This window comes from Shewanella sp. ANA-3, assembly GCF_000203935.1.
GTDB lineage: Bacteria > Pseudomonadota > Gammaproteobacteria > Enterobacterales > Shewanellaceae > Shewanella.
Map to the genome: position 1 here is coordinate 2,250,316 of NC_008577.1, position 20,336 is coordinate 2,270,651.

At 47.1% G+C, this 20,336-nt stretch carries 18 protein-coding genes; 9 read left to right on the forward strand and 9 right to left on the reverse strand.

Going from position 1 to position 20,336, the window contains the following annotated elements:
• The first annotated feature begins 105 nt into the window (after positions 1-105).
• The 8 genes from hrpA (at position 106) to SHEWANA3_RS10040 (ending at position 11,786) form a co-directional block, all read left to right on the forward strand.
• Positions 106-3,987, forward strand: coding sequence for an ATP-dependent RNA helicase HrpA (hrpA, locus tag SHEWANA3_RS10000; protein WP_011716897.1), 3,882 nt, complete (start codon positions 106-108; stop codon positions 3,985-3,987).
• Between the two features lie 704 nt (positions 3,988-4,691).
• Entirely contained in the window at positions 4,692-4,850 is a 159-nt protein-coding gene (locus SHEWANA3_RS10005) for a nitrate reductase (protein WP_011716898.1), read from the forward strand.
• A 44-nt stretch (positions 4,851-4,894) separates the two neighbouring features.
• On the forward strand, positions 4,895-5,152 hold the full coding sequence (locus SHEWANA3_RS10010; RefSeq protein ID WP_011716899.1) for a chaperone NapD: 258 nt from the start codon (positions 4,895-4,897) through the stop codon (positions 5,150-5,152).
• Between the two features lie 2 nt (positions 5,153-5,154).
• Entirely contained in the window at positions 5,155-7,644 is a 2,490-nt protein-coding gene (gene napA, locus SHEWANA3_RS10015) for a nitrate reductase catalytic subunit NapA (protein ID WP_011716900.1), read from the forward strand.
• Between the two features lie 10 nt (positions 7,645-7,654).
• Positions 7,655-8,140 (forward strand): nitrate reductase cytochrome c-type subunit, encoded by a 486-nt coding sequence (locus SHEWANA3_RS10020; RefSeq protein ID WP_011716901.1) that lies wholly within the window; start codon positions 7,655-7,657, stop codon positions 8,138-8,140.
• A gap of 8 nt (positions 8,141-8,148) precedes the next feature.
• Positions 8,149-8,736 (forward strand): cytochrome c3 family protein, encoded by a 588-nt coding sequence (locus SHEWANA3_RS10025; RefSeq protein WP_011626281.1) that lies wholly within the window; start codon positions 8,149-8,151, stop codon positions 8,734-8,736.
• Between the two features lie 631 nt (positions 8,737-9,367).
• Positions 9,368-11,290, forward strand: a complete 1,923-nt coding sequence (locus SHEWANA3_RS10035) for a restriction endonuclease (RefSeq protein WP_011716902.1) — start codon at positions 9,368-9,370, stop codon at positions 11,288-11,290.
• Between the two features lie 73 nt (positions 11,291-11,363).
• On the forward strand, positions 11,364-11,786 hold the full coding sequence (locus SHEWANA3_RS10040) for a GNAT family N-acetyltransferase (RefSeq protein WP_011716903.1): 423 nt from the start codon (positions 11,364-11,366) through the stop codon (positions 11,784-11,786).
• Between the two features lie 360 nt (positions 11,787-12,146).
• Here the strand turns inward: SHEWANA3_RS10040 and SHEWANA3_RS10045 are convergent, their stop codons facing one another.
• The 9 genes from SHEWANA3_RS10045 to SHEWANA3_RS10085 form a co-directional block, all read right to left on the reverse strand.
• On the reverse strand, positions 12,147-12,383 hold the full coding sequence (locus tag SHEWANA3_RS10045; RefSeq protein ID WP_011716904.1) for a DUF2897 family protein: 237 nt from the start codon (positions 12,381-12,383) through the stop codon (positions 12,147-12,149).
• 28 nt (positions 12,384-12,411) lie between these two features.
• Positions 12,412-13,149 carry an 8-amino-3,8-dideoxy-manno-octulosonate cytidylyltransferase KdsB gene (gene kdsB, locus SHEWANA3_RS10050; RefSeq protein WP_011622622.1) on the reverse strand — a complete coding sequence of 246 codons (738 nt, stop codon included), beginning with the start codon at positions 13,147-13,149 and terminating at the stop codon, positions 12,412-12,414.
• An 82-nt stretch (positions 13,150-13,231) separates the two neighbouring features.
• Positions 13,232-14,302, reverse strand: a complete 1,071-nt coding sequence (gene kdnB, locus SHEWANA3_RS10055) for a 3-deoxy-alpha-D-manno-octulosonate 8-oxidase KdnB (RefSeq protein WP_011716905.1) — start codon at positions 14,300-14,302, stop codon at positions 13,232-13,234.
• Between the two features lie 19 nt (positions 14,303-14,321).
• On the reverse strand, positions 14,322-15,509 hold the full coding sequence (gene kdnA / locus SHEWANA3_RS10060) for an 8-amino-3,8-dideoxy-alpha-D-manno-octulosonate transaminase KdnA (RefSeq protein ID WP_011716906.1): 1,188 nt from the start codon (positions 15,507-15,509) through the stop codon (positions 14,322-14,324).
• A gap of 438 nt (positions 15,510-15,947) precedes the next feature.
• Positions 15,948-16,553: a carbonate dehydratase gene (gene can, locus SHEWANA3_RS10065; protein ID WP_011716907.1), complete on the reverse strand. Its 606-nt coding sequence runs from the start codon at positions 16,551-16,553 to the stop codon at positions 15,948-15,950.
• 153 nt (positions 16,554-16,706) lie between these two features.
• Positions 16,707-17,537, reverse strand: a complete 831-nt coding sequence (locus SHEWANA3_RS10070; protein WP_011716908.1) for an alpha/beta hydrolase — start codon at positions 17,535-17,537, stop codon at positions 16,707-16,709.
• 65 nt (positions 17,538-17,602) lie between these two features.
• Positions 17,603-18,391: a M15 family metallopeptidase gene (locus SHEWANA3_RS10075; RefSeq protein WP_011716909.1), complete on the reverse strand. Its 789-nt coding sequence runs from the start codon at positions 18,389-18,391 to the stop codon at positions 17,603-17,605.
• Positions 18,385-19,530: a succinyl-diaminopimelate desuccinylase gene (dapE, locus tag SHEWANA3_RS10080; protein ID WP_011716910.1), complete on the reverse strand. Its 1,146-nt coding sequence runs from the start codon at positions 19,528-19,530 to the stop codon at positions 18,385-18,387. Before dapE ends, SHEWANA3_RS10075 begins: the two co-directional genes overlap by 7 nt.
• Positions 19,527-19,931 (reverse strand): ArsC family reductase, encoded by a 405-nt coding sequence (locus SHEWANA3_RS10085; protein WP_011716911.1) that lies wholly within the window; start codon positions 19,929-19,931, stop codon positions 19,527-19,529. Before SHEWANA3_RS10085 ends, dapE begins: the two co-directional genes overlap by 4 nt.
• Positions 19,932-20,117: 186 nt before the next feature.
• Between SHEWANA3_RS10085 and SHEWANA3_RS23595 the strand changes: the two genes are divergently transcribed.
• Positions 20,118-20,294: a hypothetical protein gene (locus SHEWANA3_RS23595; protein ID WP_166485349.1), complete on the forward strand. Its 177-nt coding sequence runs from the start codon at positions 20,118-20,120 to the stop codon at positions 20,292-20,294.
• Positions 20,295-20,336: the final 42 nt, after the last annotated feature.

A 20,336-nucleotide genomic window follows, 5' to 3' on the forward strand; every position in this document is an offset into this window, starting at 1 on the left:
AAGGTGATTAATTTGCCTATTTTTCATCCTTTTGAGGCCAAATTAGTCGTACCAATACGTCACGTTCCTTGCTAGGATCGCTGTTTTCGATGCTAGCAATGGAATTTGGTTTTGAACTCTGACAAACATCCGCTATCGAGCGACTTTCTCAAGCAGTGCTTTCAAAGTGATGCCTCGCGGATCCGCCGCCGTTTATTTAAGCTCAATAAAGAAGCCGATTCTGATAAGAAAACCCAAGAGTTAGCCAAACTTGCAGAGCAGGCGCAAGCAGCGTTCGAAAAGGTCGAGCAGCGTCTTAAGGCGCGCCCGAAAATCCAATATCCAGATAATCTGCCCGTTAGCGGCATGCGCGAGGAGATCGCTAAAGCCATCAGTGAAAACCAGGTGGTGATCATTGCGGGTGAAACTGGTTCGGGTAAAACCACACAGCTCCCCAAAATCTGTTTAGAACTGGGCCTTGGTAGTCGCGGCTTTATTGGTCATACCCAGCCGCGGCGTTTAGCGGCGCGCAGCGTGGCGACACGTGTTGCCGAAGAATTACAAAGTCCGCTCGGTGAACTGGTGGGCTTTAAGGTGCGTTTTGCCGATGCCTTAAAGAGTGAATCCTATATTAAGCTGATGACTGACGGGATTTTACTGGCGGAGCTCACCTCGGATCGCTATTTAGATCAATACGATACAATCATTATCGACGAGGCGCACGAGCGCAGCCTCAACATCGATTTTATCTTGGGTTACCTCAAGCAAATTCTGAAAAAACGCCCCGATCTTAAGATTATCATCACCTCGGCGACTATCGATGTTGAGCGTTTTTCTAAGCATTTCAATAATGCTCCTATTATCGAAGTCTCTGGCCGGACGTATCCGGTGGAAACCCGTTATCGCCCGTTAGTGCAAGATACCGAAGCGGATCTCGACCAAATCGAAGGGATTTTTGCTGCCGTTGACGAATTAGTCGCCGAAGGCTTGGGCGATATTCTGATCTTTATGAACGGCGAGCGCGAAATTCGTGATACCGCCGAGCAGCTTAATCGTCGCAATTACCGCGATACCGAGATTTTGCCGTTATATGCGCGCCTCTCCTACGGCGAGCAGTCCAAGGTATTCAGCAGCCATACTGGGCGTCGCATCGTGCTTGCCACTAACGTGGCGGAAACGTCGCTCACCGTCCCTGGTATTCGTTATGTGATTGACCCTGGGACTGCGCGGATCAGCCGTTATAGTTATCGCACTAAGGTGCAGCGCCTGCCCATCGAGCCCATTTCACAGGCCAGTGCCAATCAGCGTCAAGGTCGCTGCGGCCGTGTTGGCCCTGGTATTTGTATTCGTTTATACGATGAGGCGGATTTTAACAGTCGTCCCGCGTTTACCGATCCCGAAATCCTACGCACCAACTTAGCCTCGGTGATTTTGCAGATGCTCGCCATCGGCCTTGGCGATATTGCGGCGTTCCCCTTTATTGAGCCGCCCGATCCGCGCCATATTCGCGATGGCTTCTTACTGCTTGAGGAATTACAAGCCGTTAAGCAGCAGAAGGGCAATATAGTGTTAACGCCGCTTGGGCGTCAGCTATCGCAGATCCCGGTGGATCCGCGTTTAGCGCGTATGGTGGTGGAGAGTCATCAGCTGGGCTGTTTGCAGGAAGTGCTAGTGATCGCTGCGGGTCTGTCGATTCAAGATCCCCGCGAGCGTCCCATGGATAAAAAGCAGGCGTCCGATGAGGCCCATCGCCGTTTTGCCGATCCCCATTCAGATTTTGTCAGTTGGGTGAACCTATGGCAGCACTTAAAAGAGCAGCAAAAGGAATTATCCGCCAGCCAGTTCCGTAAAAAATGCCGCGACGAGTACTTAGCCTACCTGCGTGTGCGTGAATGGCAGGATTTATATACTCAGCTAAAACAAGCGGTTCACGATTTAAAGTGGCGCTTAAACGAGACGCCAGCCAACTACGATGCGCTGCACCGTGCGTTGTTATCGGGTTTGCTGAGTCATATCGGCTTTAAGGATAATAACAACGAATACTTAGGCGCGCGCAATCGTAAGTTTTTTGTGTTCCCAGGTTCACCGCTGGCGAAAAAAGGCCCGAAATGGATCATGGCGGCTGAGCTGACCGAAACCTCTAAGCTGTTTGCCCGCTGCTGCGCCAAAATTGAGCCAGAATGGCTCGAGCCGTTAGCGGCGCATCTGATTAAAAAGAATCACCTAGAGCCACATTTTGAGGCGAAACAGGGCAGTGTGATTGCCTTTGAAAACCAAGTGCTTTACGGTTTGACCGTGGTGCATCGCCGCCGCGTGCAATACGGGCCGATTAATCCTGTTGAAGCGCGGGAGATCTTTATCCGTAGCGCACTTGCCGAAGGGCAATTACAAACCAAAGAAGCCTTCTTTCTCGCTAACCAAAAGTTATTGGAGGATGTCGAAGCGCTCGAGCACAAGTCCCGTCGCCGCGATATTTTGGTCGATGAACAAGTGTTGATGGACTTTTACGAGCCGCGCATTCCCGAAGGCATCTATAACGCGCCTAAGTTCTTTAGCTGGTGGAAAGAAGCGCGCCGAACTCAGCCCGATTTACTCGATTTTAATAAGTCACTGCTCATGCAGCGCAGCGCCGATCACATCTCGGCGCTCGATTTCCCCGATACTTGGCACAAGGGCAATATCCGCCTGCAACTGAGTTATCACTTTGATCCTGCGGCGAGTGATGATGGCGTCTCTGTGCATATTCCAGTGGCGCTACTCAATCAAATCGATGATACGGATTTCGATTGGCTTGTGGCGGGGATGCGTGAGGAGAAATGCGTCGCGCTGATTAAGTCTTTGCCTAAAGGACTAAGACGTAACTTTGTGCCTGCGCCCGATTATGCCCGAGCCTGCGTGCAAGCAATGCAGCCCTTTAGCGCCAGTTTACTCGACGCCATGTGCAAACAGCTTTTGCGTATGAGTGGCACCCGCGTCAATCCTGAAGATTTTGATGTCACGCAGATGCCCGCGCATTTGCAAATGAACTTTAAGATTGAGGACGACAAGGGCAAGTTAGTCGCACAGGGGCGGGTACTCGATACCTTAAAGGCCGAGTTACAGGGCGTGGTCGCTAAGGCGATTCGTCAAGTAGCGGATAAGGGCATTGAGAAAGAAGCGCTCACCGAGTGGTCCTTTGGCGACTTACCAAAACAATTTGAACAGCGTAAGGGCAACTATCAAGTGCGGGCTTTCCCCGCGCTGATAGACAATAAAGACTCAGTTGCTATCAAATTATTTGATGATGAATTTGAGGCACAGACGGCGCATCGTCAAGGTCTACGTCGTCTGCTGTTACTCAATATTCCATCACCAGTAAAACACCTGCAACAGGCACTGCCAAACAAGGCAAAGCTGGCAATGTATTTCAATCCTTTTGGCCAAGTGCAAATTCTGATTGATGACATCATTGCCGCAGCCGTGCAGCAATTGCTTGATGAAAAGGCGCTGGATGTACGCGATGCCGCTCAGTTCGAACAGGCCAAGGATTGGGTACGCCAAGAGCTGAATCCAACGGCTGAGCAAATCGCCCTAAAAGTGGAGCAGATTTTGACGCTCTATCAGGGCATTAAAAAGCGGACTAAGGGTAAAATTAGCTTAGATATCGCTTTTGCGATGAGTGATATTCAAAGCCAATTAGACCAATTAGTGTTTAAGGGATTCGTCGAAGCCTGTGGTTGGAATCGCTTAGCGGATGTGGCGCGTTACCTAAAGGCGATTGAAACCCGTATCGATAAGTTGCCTGTGGATCCGACCCGTGACCGTTTGCATATGCAAAGTATCACTAAAGTGCAGGAGGCCTTAGCGGCGCAACTTGCCAAGGTGCCGCGCTCACAGCCCGTACCTGCGGCACTGATTGAAGCCCGTTGGATGATTGAAGAGTATCGGGTGTCTTGCTTTGCACAGGCGCTGGGAACGGCTTATCCCATCTCGGAGAAGCGTATCTTAAACCATATCCTGCTGAGTTAATGATGTTGATACATTACGGATTGAATCTGTAGATTCAGTGAGTTGAGCGTAGCGTTATCTTTAGCATTAAAAGCCGAACCTTAGGGTTCGGCTTTTTTATTGATCATTTTCACCTAACTACCATTAGCCACGACAGACTTGTCCCTTACTGCATAGATTTTCGCTATGGGATATTACAAGCCACTAACTCCAAAGGGCAAAGTCGGTGGCGAATAAATGGGCCATAATGGCGATATTAAGAACCTCAAATTTGCGTGGTCAGTTAGCCAATATTTAGCTGTCTCTTGAGTGAGTTAACGCGTTGACGAAGATATTAAGCAGATTTTGCCGTGGATAATCGGCAATTCGCGCCTTTCTTTACCATCCCCTAATACTCCTTAAGGAATATTTTGTTTAAATCTTGTGCGCTTTACTTGCTTAACGCCTATCTCTTTTCCATGCTTTAGCAATTGGTTAATAAAAAAACATAACCAATCAATCTATTTACAATCTAAAAAAACGCTTAAAAACCATGATCTAACTAAATCTATCGCCAAATTGATGATCTGGATCAAGCATCAAAGGGTTTACCGATTTGGAGGTATACAGTTTGTTAACACCTTAACGCTATGATCATTTCGTGGATCAAAGATGCAATTGATATACCTATAAATCCTGTATTGGTCAGAGCAATCCATCACAGGAACGAACCTCTTGGAGGACGCATGAGTGCTAACAGCGCAGCAGAAAAATCCTTAGAACTGAAAATTTTTATCTTTTTAACCGTATTTCTCGCCCCCCTCTTATCCGTGTTGTTGGTGAGTGGATTGGGATTTGCCATATGGTTTAGCCAAATCTTCACCGGCCCACCGGGTGCAGGTTGAGGCCTAAAGAACAATAACAACAGCATGAATAAGCGGAGTGTCGGATGAGCAAAGAGCTTCATATCACGAGTCTAGTGGTGCAAGTCATGCCACAAAAAATGGCGGATGTTAGGCAACACATTATGGCGATTGAAAATGCCGAACTCTCTGTTAATAACGAAGTGAAACTCGTCGTCGTACTTGAAGGTGACTCCCAACGTGCCTTGATGGACGGTATCGAACAGATTAATGCCATTCCTGGCGTCTTGTCCGCCACTATGGTTTACCACCAGAGTGAAGAGCTCGAAGAGGGTGAAGAATGAACATGAATAGACGTGACTTTATCAAAGCCAATGCGGTGATTGCAGCAGCGGGCGCCGCAGGCTTAGCGCTGCCGGCATCGGCGAGCAATTTAATCACCAGCTCAGAACAAACCAAATTAGAGTGGAACAAAGCCCCATGCCGCTTCTGTGGTACGGGCTGCTCTGTGATTGTCGCGACCCGCGAGGGCAAAGTAGTTGCTACCCACGGCGATGCAAACAGTGAAGTGAACCGCGGCCTTAACTGTATTAAAGGTTATTTCCTGTCGAAAATTATGTACGGCAGCGATCGTTTGACCACGCCAATGCTGAGAATGACCGACGGCAAATACGACAAGCATGGTGAGTTTACTCCCATCAGCTGGGACAGTGCCTTCGATATCATGGCGCAAAAATGGAAAGAAACCTTAAAAGCTAAAGGCCCGACCGCGGTTGGGATGTTTGGCTCGGGTCAGTGGACCGTTTGGGAAGGCTATGCCGCCGTTAAATTGATGAAGGCCGGTTTTGGCTCTAACAACATCGACCCGAATGCGCGTCACTGTATGGCGTCTGCCGTTGTCGGCTTTATGCGTACCTTCGGTATCGATGAGCCTATGGGCTGTTACGATGATATGGAAGCGGCCGATGCCTTTGTGCTTTGGGGCTCCAACATGGCCGAAATGCACCCGATCTTATGGACTCGAGTGACTGACCGTCGTTTAAGCGCATCCCATGTGAAGGTGGCTGTACTCTCGACGTTTGAGCATCGCTCCTTCGATCTCGCGGATTTACCGATAGTATTTACGCCACAAACCGACTTAGCCATCCTAAACTTTATCGCCAACTACATTATTCAAAACGATAAAGTGAACTGGGACTTTGTGAAGAAGCACGTTAACTTCCGCCAAGGTACCACGGATATCGGCTATGGTTTACGTCCAACCCATCCGCTGGAGCAGAAAGCCAAAAACGTGAAAACGGCAGGGGATTCGACTCCAATTGATTTCGACACCTTTAAGGCTTTTGTCGCCGAATATACGGTGGAGAAGGTCAGCAAGATGTCGGGCGTACCTGAAGCTAAACTTATCGAGTTAGCTAAACTCTATGCCGATCCCGAGACTAAAGTCACGTCCTTCTGGACCATGGGCTTCAACCAACATACCCGTGGTGTATGGTGTAACAACCTGATTTATAACATCCACTTACTGACAGGTAAGATTTCAACGCCCGGTAACAGCCCGTTCTCGTTAACCGGTCAGCCTTCTGCCTGTGGTACGGCTCGCGAAGTGGGAACCTTCTCACACCGTTTACCTGCCGACATGGTGGTAACAAACCCTGAGCATAGAAAACACGCCGAAGAAATTTGGAAGATCCCCAGTGGGATTATTCCGCCAAAACCCGGTTATCACGCCGTCGAGCAAAACCGCCGCTTAAAAGATGGCGACTTGAACTGCTATTGGGTGCAAGTGAACAACAATATGCAGGCGGGGCCGAACATCAACGAGGAAGGCTTACCTGGCTATCGTAATCCTGCCAACTTTATTGTGGTGTCCGATGCGTATCCCACTGTCACGACTCAGGCCGCGGACTTAATTCTGCCAACCGCCATGTGGGTTGAGAAAGAGGGTGCCTACGGTAATGCCGAGCGTCGTACTCAATTCTGGCATCAAATGGTGCAGGCGCCGGGCGAATCTCACTCGGATCTGTGGCAATTGATGGAGTTCTCTAAGCGCTTTACGACCGATGAAGTCTGGTCGAAGGAAGTCCTAGCGGCGAATCCACAATTTAAGGGCAAAACCTTATTTGAAGTGCTGTACAAAAACGGCAATGTCGATAAGTTCCCGCTGGCCGATACCGATCCTAAGTATTTGAACAACGAAGCGAAACATTTTGGCTTCTATGTCCAAAAAGGCCTGTTTGAAGAATACGCCACCTTTGGCCGTGGCCATGGTCACGATTTAGCACCTTTCGATGCCTACCACGAAGCCCACGGTATTCGCTGGCCGGTGGTCGATGGTAAAGAAACCAAATGGCGTTTCCGTGAGGGCAGCGATCCTTATGTCAAACCTGGCTCAGGCTTTGAGTTTTACGGTAAACCCGATGGCCGCGCAGTGATTTATGCCTTGCCCTTCGAGCCGCCCGCAGAGTCGCCAGACACTGAATACGATATGTGGTTATCCACCGGACGGGTGCTTGAGCATTGGCATTCAGGTTCGATGACTCAACGCGTGCCAGAGCTTTACCGTGCCTTCCCGGATGCCGTGTGTTTTATGCACCCAGAAGATGCGAAAAAACGCGGTTTACGCCGTGGGGATGAAGTGCGCGTGGTGTCTCGCCGCGGTGAAATCAAAACCCGTGTCGAAACCCGTGGTCGTAACAAACCACCAGTGGGACTCGTGTTCGTACCTTGGTTCGATGCCAGTCAGCTCATTAACAAAGTCACCTTGGATGCGACAGATCCTCTGTCAAAACAAACCGACTTTAAGAAATGCGCCGTGAAAATCGTCAAGGTATAAGGAGTACAGGATGAAAACATTCAAATTAGTCTCAGCATTCAGTGTGCTTGCCTTCTCCACCCTGATGATGACCAGCGTGACTGCGGCGAGCATTCCTGAGGACAGAATTGATACTTTGCGTCAGGCGCCAATCAACGTTGAGCCAACCCCGCCCGCGATGCAGGCGGTGCTGAACAAAGATATCAAAGAGATGCGTAACTACCCGATGCAGCCACCAGTGATCCCGCACAAGATCGACGGTTATCAGCTCGATCTTAAGGTCAACAAGTGTATGTCATGTCATGCCAGACACCGCACGGGGGACTCCCAAGCGCCTATGGTCAGCGTGACTCACTATATGGATAGGGATAACAATTTCTTAGCTGAGCTTTCGCCAAGACGTTACTTCTGCACTCAGTGCCATGTGCCGCAACTGGATGCCAAATTACTGGTCGAGAACGACTTTGTGGATATGGATCATCTGATTAAAGCGAACACTGAGCAGAAAACACACTAGGAGTCAGCATGTTAGATAAACTCAAAAAGATCTGGCAAGTTCTCAATCGTCCGAGTGTGCACTACAGTTTAGGGTTTTTAACCTTAGGTGGCTTTGTGGCGGGGGTGATCTTCTGGGGGGGCTTTAACACCGCGCTTGAAGCCACCAACAAAGAAGCCTTCTGTATCGGTTGCCACGAAATGGAAAATAACGTCTATCAAGAGTTACAGTCGACTATCCATTTCACTAACCGCAGTGGTGTGCGTGCGACTTGTCCTGACTGCCACGTGCCGCACAACTGGACCGATAAGATTGCCCGTAAGATGCAGGCATCGAAAGAAGTGTGGGGTAAAGTGTTTGGTACCATCAATACCCGCGAAAAGTTTGAGAACAAACGTCGCGAGTTGGCCGAACATGAATGGGAACGGTTAAAGGCAAACGACTCGCTTGAGTGCCGTAACTGCCATAACTTTACCTATATGGACTTTACCAGACAGTCGCCACGCGCCGCCCAGATGCACTCGACATCCTTGGCCAGTGGTGAGAAAACCTGTATCGATTGCCATAAAGGGATTGCTCACCATCTTCCCGATATGGCAGGGGTTGAAGGCTTCTAAACTCGACTCACATTCCATCTCCAGCCAAAGGCCAAGTGCTCTCCACACTTGGCCTTTTTTATGAAGTAGATAAATCGTATGTGGCATAGGAGGTATTTAGTTCGCAATCGCCTTTTCTGGCTCGTTTCAGCCCCCAAGCAAACGACTGAATCGTATATAGCGCTATATTCATTGCCACTGTTTCCCCTGTGACACGCCATGAATATATCCCTATAGGCTCGACGGCGGCATCCATGCCGCCAACGGTCACAGTTGCAACAATGACAATCTTTACGACCATTGAACTGTTCATCTGGCTAAAAGTTTTTTGCCTCAATAGTAGTTAACAAGTTGTCAGTGTTGCAGTCAAAACTAGACTTTCTAACATAGAAATTACCATCCTATTTTCTTGCGTGTTCTCACATTTATTTATAAATAAATACCTTTAAAATCAGTTGCCTACAAATTCATTAATTAGATAATAGGTTTGGAAAACGCGCATGCACATTTTTCCTGATGGTGTATTTAATAAAAAGCTGATAAGTTCTTTGTATACAGATGGTTAGCTGTGTGCGTTTTCTCTGGTCTAATGTGGAAAACGCGCATGAGCACTAATAAAATGTTAAGTGTATACGCTAATAGGAAATGAAATATGAGTTATAAAGGGCCAGAAAACCCTAAATTAAAATTAACTGAAATTTTAGATCCAAAATTATTAGTTGATTTAAGTGCTGACGTTTTATTTTCTTTAGGTTGCACTAATACAAAAAAAATGGATGGACCTGGAGATGGTGGAAGAGATCTATATGCCGAAGACCAGTCTGGTCAAAAACTTCTAGTACAATGTAAGTTTCACAACAGTTCTGAGTTGGTCTGTGGTAGCAGAGAACTATCGGAACTACCAATGGCTTTAATGAAATTCAATTATAAAAAAGGAATTTTCATTACGAATGCCAAGATTTCGCCACAGGCTAAAAGAGAATATTTAGATAATTATCAAAATTTCAATCTGAACTTTATCGACGGGGATATATTATGCTCAATTATTCTAGATAATCCATTGCTAAGATCAATTTGGTTTGACGGAAAATCATTTATAAGCAAACTTTTAACTGTCAATTTGCCAATTTTAATAAGAGAACATGAAAATGATCTTCCATATATCATAAACGATCATGCAGAAGAAAAAGATGTTGCAGAACTTTTAATTAATCTTAAAACATCGTTAAATCATTTTAAATTTTCTATCAAGAAAACACTTTTAGACACAAGAACATTTGAGCCATATAAAGCACCATTGCCACTTACATGTGAAGAGGGTGCAACATCATTATTCTCTTTTTCTTCCATAACTGTAGAGGGACTAAATACATTAGTAGAAATAAACGATTTGACTCATAAGCTATCAATAATTTTATCAGAATGGTTACAGCAACGCTTAAGTTCATTTACTATTAGATTTGGTAAACCTCACATCATTAATAGACCCAACACTCAGGATGGTTCAAAATTAGAACTCAATATTCAACCAATTAGTTTTGTGAAAACAAAATTATTTTTTGGCACTGAGCTTGATTTTATTGAAGCTAATAACTCAGTAAATTGGAGCAGCATTAACGATGCAAGAGTTACAGAAGCTGAACACATTAGAATTTTCAACAAAGAATTTAATGTTTGCATTGACCATAGCATCATAAGTCGAATTGAGTGGAATGAACAACTTAGAAAATTAGCAATAATTGAACAAAAAAAATTACACTGGGAACAATCAATTTTCTGCTTAATCGATGAATTTGATGTTTGGCCATATAAAAATATACCAGAACCAGATGAACAAGCACCTTGGATTTCTGATAACCAAATGATCTGCGGTTGGCTGCATCATTCATTACTTGGTTATCTTTCCATGCCAAGACAAAGAAATAATGAATCATTGAATCATGTATTAAAAATTCCAAGTGAAAGTGAATGGTTAGAAAAGCGTTCTTTGATTTTATATGAAACATCAAATATAGATGGTATAAATATAATAACACCGCACATAGCACGACATATGGTTTCAATAATCGGAAGTGACCCTTTTGAATTTCCTGAGCAAGTAAAATTTATTTGTGGTGAAATAACTTCTTATCCAGAAACCATACCGAGCCCTATTTTGCCTTGCTCTAGACTTTTCTTGTTAGAGTTTATTGTAAAAGCAGAAAATGTATCTGAAGCTGAAATTAAAATAATACAAGATAACATCTTCAGCATAGATCAAGTAGACGACATTAAAATAGAAAGAAATAAATCATTATTTATTTTTAAAGTAATACCTAACATTGACGAACTTGAGTGTAAAACAACGTCAAATATCCTTGACGAAATTTTTTTGATCGTCAAACTGATTATGAATATCCTAAATTCTCACATTAAAAATAAGTTTGATGTTATCACAGACAAGTATTGGCTAGAAAATTACAACGTATCATTAGGTATTGATTGGCACCAGTCGACAAAACAGTATTTCGGGCTGTTGAATAATATCACAGAACCAGTGACATTTGATGAATTGAAAAAAATTATAAGCCCATAATAAACTTAACAAAAACTTGAAGTTGGACGGCACTACGTGTGGTCCCTTAATTGGGCGTTAGGAGAATAGAGCGATGGTTACATTTAGACCAGCTAAGGATTTAGCAAAAGCAGCACATTTTACTCTGTCGAATATGCGGCCATATTATGCACAATACTCTGTCGATTGGGATGAAGCTCAGATTGAGCAAATGACGCAAGAACTTGTGAACTTTGATATTTTATTTGAAGAAAAGCTTGTTGGTGTTGTTAGATTATCTTTTGACATTGAAGAGTGCTGGTTACGAGATTTGCAAGTGGATCAGAGTTACCAGAATCGTGGGATTGGCTCAATCGCTATTGCTGAGGCGGAACGTCTGGCTAAAGAGCATGGTTCTCACATTTTGAAGCTTAAAGTGTTTAAAAATAGCCCTGCCGTTCATTTGTATAAGAGACAAGGGTTTGGTTTAACAAGTGAAGATGATCGGTTTTACTACATGAGCCGTGCCATCTCCTAACCATAAAATTTTATCGCCAGCCAAAAGCGCTGGCGGTGACGTCAACCCGCAGCGCGGCATTCCGCGCTAAATTGGGGCGTTAAGCCATAGATATTTTTACCCGAAATTCACTTGATACAGCTGACGTCCTGACAAGCTTTGTCCCTTTCCACGCGCTCTTGCTTCGGTTTGTATAAAACTTCAATACATGAGGCTGTTCTTTTCCTGACACATTTTAGTGGCGAGTATAAATCTTTATTATTCAATGCGTCATCTTTGCTGTGAAAGATTGGGCTTATACGCAAAGCTATACCGAAACGTTATTTCTCACCCACAAAAAAGGCGCTATTGCGCCTTTTTGATGGATAAATCAGTACTCGCTTAGGGTTTATCTTGCTCAACTTGGGTTGATTTATCGCGATTTTCAATCCCCGTATCCGCAGACTTATCGGCAGCGGGTGAGGAATTCGCGTGATTATCGGTCTTTAACTGTTTCTCTTTATCGTGCTGACCAAACTGTGGCAGTTTGAATTTTGCACTGTATTTTAGTGCGGCAAGATTGCTGGCAATCACACCCACCACCAAAATAATAATGATCCACACTTCTAAGCTCGACATGACAACTCCTTATTGAGCAACGCCCTGATTAATCAACGGCTAAACGCTGCTCACACTTACGAATATCTTCCGGCGTGTCAACTTCGATTGAGTCGAAGGCGCTGATGGCGACTTTGATCTTATGGCCATGTTCTAGGGCGCGTAGCTGCTCTAACTTTTCCAGATCTTCGAGACGACCTAAGGGGAGGGCGGCGAAGGCTTGCACGAATCTGCGGGTGTAAGCATACACGCCTAAGTGCTTGTAAACTGGATAATCTTTGGTATCGCGGCCGAAGGGAATACGCGCGCGGGAGAAATATAGCGCGTAGTAGTCGTTATCGAACACCATCTTCACATGCATAGGATCGTCGAGCTCGGCTTTGTTGACAATTTCATAGCCGAGGGTCGCCATTTCGAACTCGCCTGGATGACGTTCGAAGAGGCTGATCACCTGCTCGATAGAAGTCGGGTCGATTAGGGGTTGGTCGCCTTGAAGGTTGATAACCAGATCGTCATCCTTCAAACCTAATTGGTTAATCGCATCATTGATACGGTCTGTGCCCGATGCCGCATCAGGGCTGGTCATGACCACTTTGCCACCGAAGCCTTCTACGGCGCTTTTGATACGCTCATCATCGGTTGCAACATAAATATTGGTGAGGCCTTTGGCTAACGACGCGCGTTCGTACACGTGTTGGATCATCGGCTTGCCGTTAATCGGGGCTAAGGGCTTGCCCGGGAAGCGGCTTGAACCGTAACGCGCCGGGATTAACAGAGTCACATTCATTAAATTATCCTAATTTATCAAAGATATGCAGTGTAGATAGACAAAAGGGCTCACAACGAGCCCTTGTCATCTGCTTGAGAGCTTAAATGCGACGGAACAGCGCAGTCAACATTTCGTCAGTGACTTTTTCTTCCCATGTTGGGCCGTACACGTTTGCCCATAATGGACCCATGCTCTTAGTCACGGCAACCATTTTCGCGATGGTTTCATCTGGCAGATCTTTACAGATGTTCTTCGGCAGAGTGATGTTGTGCTTCTTCATCATCAGACGGAATTCAGCTACACCTTCTGGGTAGAATTCTTCTAACACGTCGAAGGCGATACAGTTACCGATACCATGGTGGTAGCCGAGGATGTAAGACAGACCATAAGATACCGCGTGGCATGCACCCACTTGGCTGTAAGCGATACTCATACCGCCCATAAATGACGCCATCATCAGCTTGTCGTCTTTTTCTGGGTGATCTTCTAAGTACACTTGGCGGCAAAGCTCCATGGCTTTTTCGGCGTATGACTTAGAGAATTCGTTTAAGAAGGTACCTTCTAATGATTCAACGCAGTGGATATAGCAATCCATACCTGTGTAGAACCATTGGTCAGTTTCAACACCTTCGATTAACTCAGAGTCCATGATGATTTGGTCGAACACTGTGTAATCTGAGTTCAGACCCAGTTTACGCACTGGACCACACAATACTGCGGTGCGTGACGCTTCAGCACCCGTACCTGAAATCGTTGGAATACCAATGTGGTGAACCGCTGGGTTTTTGATTAAATCCCAACCTTGGTACATGGCAGAGCCGCCTGGGTTGGTCAGCATCAGTGATACTGCTTTTGCAACGTCCATGGTTGAACCGCCACCTAAACCGACGACGCTAACCGGTTGTTTGCCGTTGAAGGCTTGAACTTGCTCGGTCAGGGTGTCGATTTGCACTGTGCTTGGCTCATCATCTACGTTAACCCAAATCAGTAAGTCTTGGGCTTTCACTGGGATGCGTGCTTCGAGTGGTTTGCCTTGGTGAACGTCATCGACTAAAAATACCACGAAGTCATCGTCGGCCTTACGCTGAGCAGCTAATACTTCGTCTAATTGTGCGAAGGAGCCACGACCGAAGATCATCTTTTCAACTACTTTAAAATTTTTAAAACTCATTGCAAAAACTCCCGTTTAATTATTGGGCAAATGCTTTCTTAATGTTTTCAATACGCTCGGCAATCTGAGCATCGGTCCAAGACAATTTAATGAGCATGGAAATAGTGCGGCTCATAATGGCATCAGATTTCGGCACAGAAATTTGAGTATAGTCAGGTCTGTCGGCGATTAATGTGATTGGCAACGCAGCAGGGGCCTTAAGCTCCTGAATGTGTTTCCAGTTTTTCAGATAATGCCAGTTGTTCACGTACCAGTAGAAGCAACCGTCAACGCCATTCTCAGCCAGTTTTTTGCTGATCTCTTGGGTACGAGCCTCTGTTGGTAACATAAAGCTTAAGAAGCCAGCTGAATCACCCTCTGGATCGGGGATTTCGCGGAAGCTGACTTCAGGAATGCTCGCCATCGCTTCTTTAATGACTTTTTTGTTTTTACGTTGAATGTCGATAATGGTATCGAGTTTACGTAACTGGGCTAAACCTAAGGCCGCGTTCATTTCAGAGATACGGAAGTTCAGACCCATAATTGGGTGTGACTCGGCGCCACGGTCTTTACCAATATGGTCATGGCCGTGATCGGAGAACATATGAGCGTGATCGTAGATTTCGGTGTTATTGGTGATCACCGCGCCGCCTTCACCACAGGTGATGGTTTTAACAGAATCGAAAGAGTAGCAACCTACATCACCGATAGTACCTAGGGCTTGGCCCTTGTAGCTGCCACCAATGGCTTGGCAAGCATCTTCTAACAATACGATGTTGTGTTTAGCGCAAACGGCTTTGATTTCGTCCATCTTGGCCATAGAGCCACACATGTGTACTAAGTTCACCGCTTTAGTACGTGGGGTGATCGCCGCTTCAATGCCTTCTGGTGATAGACACAGCGTCTCGTCGATTTCGGCAAAAATTGGCACAGCACCGGCCATGAAAATCGCTTCTACAGAAGCAACAAAGGTAAAAGGTGGCACGATAACTTCGTCGCCAGCACCAATGCCTGCCGCCATTAAGGCTGTTTGCAGCGCAGCAGTACCGCTAGATAAGAGGTGAGCATGCTTAACATTCATTTTCTCGCAGAGCAGTTGCTCCATATCGCGAGTCTTCCAGCGATCATTACGCATATGGTCGAAGTTATAACGGAAGGTAAAGCCGTGCTCCATCACATCGGCGACTTCTTGCTTTTCTTCTGGACCAAATAATTCAAAACCGGGCATGGAAGGTATCTCCTTAGAATTTGTGGCGCATGGTCGCGCTGCAATTAACTGGCGGATTATAACTGGGCTAAAGATCCCTTGCGATGTTTTATTGATGAAAATAAGGTCATGTTGACGTTTCGAGCTTAGATTTTGCTCACTTAACACTGTGTTATTGCATGTGTTCGTGCATGTTAGCCTTTGCGAGCCGTTGTATTAGGGCATGGGAGTCCATTAAGCGAGGTGCAGCTCGAGGTTTAGCAGATTGGTTGAGATGAACTGCGCCATTCAGAGCCAATGGGGCGAGTGTGGAAGTACCTTGGCAACAAGTTAAATTAGGCGGATGGAGCTTGTATGTGGCGTGCGATAGATGTTGCTATGCATCAAAATAAAAAACCTGCACTGGGCAGGTTTTTGGCGGAGAAAACGTCGCGCTTATGGCGCGTTTCCTAAATCGATTTAAATCTTTTGCGCGCGATCGACGGTCACATCAAGGTCGGTTAACAGACCATTATCAATACCGTAAATCCAGCCGTGGATCGCCAGTTCTTGGCCGCGAGCCCACGCTTCCTGCACGATGGTGGTGCTGGTGACGTTGGCCACTTGCTCAATTACGTTGAGTTCACACAGGCGGTCGAAACGCTTGGCTTCATCCATTTGCATTAATTCATCGTGGTAGATGCGGTAAATATCGCGTAAATGGCCGAGCCAGTTGTCGATAAGGCCTAAGCGCTGGCTGCCCATCGCCGCACGTACACCGCCACAGCCGTAGTGGCCAACCACCATAATGTGCTTCACCTTAAGCACATCAATGGCGTATTGCAGTACTGACAGGCAGTTAAGATCGGTGTGGATCACCATGTTGGCAATATTGCGGTGAACGAAGACTTCGCCCGGCATTAAATCGATGATTTGGTTTGAAGGTACTCGGCTGTCGGAACAACCAATCCAAAGATATTCAGGGTTCTGCTGTTTCGCCAGTTGTTCAAAAAAATCAGGGTGCTCTTGGCGAATGCGTCCGGCCCAGCGACGGTTGTTATCGAATAAGGGTTTGAGTAGTTTCATTTTAACCTATTGTTTTATTGACATATTAAAATGTCTTTATTGCCCTAAGTGATGCAAGCAGCACATTTTTAGCAAGAGTATACCAGTAAATTTACGCTTGCTGGTCTATCCAATGTGCCACAGTGCAGTGGCACATTGATGATAGGTGCGCAGTTACAATACCTTCACTAAAAACCGAGTTAAATGCTCAGTGACGAAGTCAGCTTGCTCTAGGCTGGAAATATGCCCAGCATTAGGAATATGCACTAATTGACTACCGTCGATGGCATCGCTCATCAGATAACTTTCGAGCACGCTGCGGGCCTTGTCTGCGACTCCGACCATGACTAAACAGGGCAGAGTTAATTGCTCGGCAAATTCCATCGTATCGCGGCGGCCAAAAATCATTCGGCCAAGCTTAACTATGCTCGGGATGGTCTCTGGCGTTTGCGCGGCCAAGTAGGCCTCAAAACGCTGCACTAATTCGGGATTATTCGCTTTGGCATTATCGGCGAAAAACAGTGGCGAAATGGCGCTGATAAGCGGCGCAGGTATGCTGCCGGCGGCTTGGATCATGTCCAGCATGCCATAATATTTAGCGCGGGTGATCTCTGGCTCAAACCCAATAAAACTGTCGAGCATCACCAGTGCATTGACGCGCGCGGGGGCTTTAAGCACGAGCTCGGCGCCCCACATTGCACCCACGGATAAACCGATAACCGCAAATTGCTCGATATTGAGGCTATCCATCAGGGTCAGCATATGCTCGCTGATGTCTAAGAGGCTGTTGCAGCTTTCTGGGACTGCGCCCGATTGGCCGTGTCCCCAGAGCTCAGGCACGATGCAGCGGTAGTATTGACTTAAGCTGGCAATTTGCGGCGCCCACATGGCGCTATCCCAGAGGTAACTGTGACCAAATAACAGCGCTGGGCCTGAACCTATATCGAGGTAACTGAGTTGGCTACCGGCGATGTTGAGTTGTTTTCTGTGTGAAGAAAAATCCATAAAACCTACTTTTTAAGATAAGCGCCGAGTAAAAGGCACCATCAAGTTGTGCGAATTGCGACACCTTAAGGCTTTGCAATTCGATGTACATATTCCGCCACAAGCACAGGTAAGCGAGCGAGCACCGCTTCTTTAAGCAACATATCACTCTGCTGGATAACCTGCGCTAAGGCCTGCACCTCAAATTGGGGTAACAGGGTTTGAGACACGGGAAAATAGCTGATATGCCAAGGCTCGGCGCTGACGGCGCTTTTACCGCGCTGAAAAGGAAAATAAAACCCAAAATCCTTGGCGTGCTGGAGTAGCCACTGGTGTAAGTGGGCGCAGGGGCCGCCATCAGTGTATTCGGCTTCGACTAACCGCAGGGATTTTACCTCGATTTGCTTGGCATCAAACACATCGATATCCGTGCCCCAGTGATGGCGTGACGCGCCGGGCAATGCCGACCAGAGTAAAATTAAATCGACTAATGCATCATCGCTCAGTGGACTGATATCCACTGGCTGCTCGTTGATATCCAGCACAACGCGCTTACCGCTGGCCTTGGCGTTCCAAATGGCGAGTTGCCTGTCGAAAGGCCGATAGGCCGAGCAAATCGCGAGGGCTATCCCATCTGTGGCGGCGCTGTCCGCCATCGCCTTAAAGGCGAGAGCGGTTTGAGCCTCCAGCATGAAGCGTGTTTCGCTCGGGTGATAGGGACTGAGCAGTTCGACCAGCTTCAGCTTATCCGCTGACTCTGGTGTTACAGCAGCGGATAAGTCGGTATGTAAGCCCGTGTCTAAACCGCTTGTGACCCCACTCTCTATCCCATAAAGCTGGGCGGTGTTGGTTAAGCGTGGCGTGGCGTTTAACACAGTAACTGTTCCAAAATCACTTCGTAGCACAGGGCTAACTGCTCGAGATCGTCGATTTTCACGCACTCGTTCACTTTATGGATAGTGGCGTTCACTGGACCGAGTTCCAACACTTTGGCGCCCGTTGGTGCAATAAAGCGTCCATCAGAGGTGCCGCCCGTGGTTTGCGGATCGGTATCATAGCCAGTGATCTGACGTATAGCATGGCGAGTCGCGTCTAACAGTGGGCCTTCGCCGGTTAAAAATGGCAGACCGTTGAAGGTCCAGCTGATGTCATAATCCAGTTCGTGGGCGGTTAATAAGGCTTCCACGCGCTCGATTAATATCTCGGCGGTCACTTCGGTCGAATAACGGAAGTTAAACATCACCTCTAGGGTGCCTGGGATCACGTTCGATGCGCCCGTACCGCCATTAATATTGGCGATTTGCATGCTGGTGGGCGGGAAGAATTCGTTGCCATTATCCCAATGGGTTTGGCTTAACTCGGCTAAAAACGGCGCGGCTTTGTGGATTGGGTTATCCGCAAGGTGCGGATAGGCCACATGGCCCTGAATGCCCTTAACGGTTAAGTTGGCGGTCAGGCTGCCACGGCGCCCATTTTTGACCACATCACCGAGTTTTAGGGTCGATGAGGGTTCGCCCACCAGCGTCCAAGTGATTTTTTCATTACGGGCTTCTAGGGTGTCGATAACCCGTGTGGTGCCATTGATAAAGGGGCCTTCTTCATCGCTAGTGATCAAAAACGCAATCGAGCCGGGATGATTTGGGTGCTTAGCCACAAAACGCTCGGTCGCGACGATCATCGCCGCCAGTGAGCCTTTCATGTCGGCTGCGCCGCGCCCATAGAGGTAACCGTCGATAATGGTTGGCTCAAAAGGCGGGGTATGCCAGCGGCTTAAATCGCCTGCGGGCACTACATCGGTATGGCCGGCAAAACAAAATACTGGGCCTTCATTACCGCGACGCGCCCACATATTGGTGGTGTCTTCAAAGACCATGGGCTCAATATTAAAGCCAATGGCGGCGAGACGTTCGGCCATCAGGGTTTGGCAGCCTTCATCCAGCGGGGTGACCGAAGGACGGGCGATTAATTCTTTAGTCAGTTCGGTAACTGGGTGGGTGTTCGAAGCGTGCGTCATAGGGAAAACACCTTCTTATATTCGGCTTCGTTAAAGCCTACCAACACTTGTTCACCCACGGTGAGCACAGGACGCTTGATCAGCGTCGGGTGAGTGAGCATCAGTTGAATGGCTTTGGCTTGGTCGATATCCGCTTTATCGGCATCGCTCAAGGCGCGAAAACTGGTACTGCGTTTGTTAAAGACGGTTTCCCATCCTGCAATTTGACACCAATGCTGAAGATCCTTTTCTGCTAATCCATCTTCCCTAAAGTCATGGAAGTTGACCGAAAGTTGATGGGTTTCAATCCATTTACGGGCTTTACGCACTGTATCGCAATTTTTAATACCAAAAAGGGTCAAGATGATGCTCCTATCGAGGGGCGCCGTTGGCACGCATTGATTTTGCTCGCATTGTGGCATTGTGCGCTGGATGCCACAAGGGGGATATAAGCTTGTGTGGGCGGTAACTATTCAGAATGCGACTAGGAATAGCAGGGCGAACTGAGAGGAAAAGCTTAAGCGTCAGTTAAGTATTGGCTTCTAGTCTAAGTTTTGAGCCTGAGTACTGAACCTGAGTATTGAGCTTAAATCGACAAGGGGATCGCGATGAATATCAGTGCAAGCAGCCCAATGTTAGCGCATAGCTATACCGCCAACCGTTCGTCTTCACCCACAGCGTTACCCGCTCAGCCAACGCCAGCCAAAGTGGAAGAGCAGAGTGAGTCTGCCAAGGAGCGCGCCCGTGAGGCGAGTCAAGGCGAATCGATTGATACCTATGCCTAACTGAGTGTGAAGCCTATAGATAAAAGCCGAGCAACAGCTCGG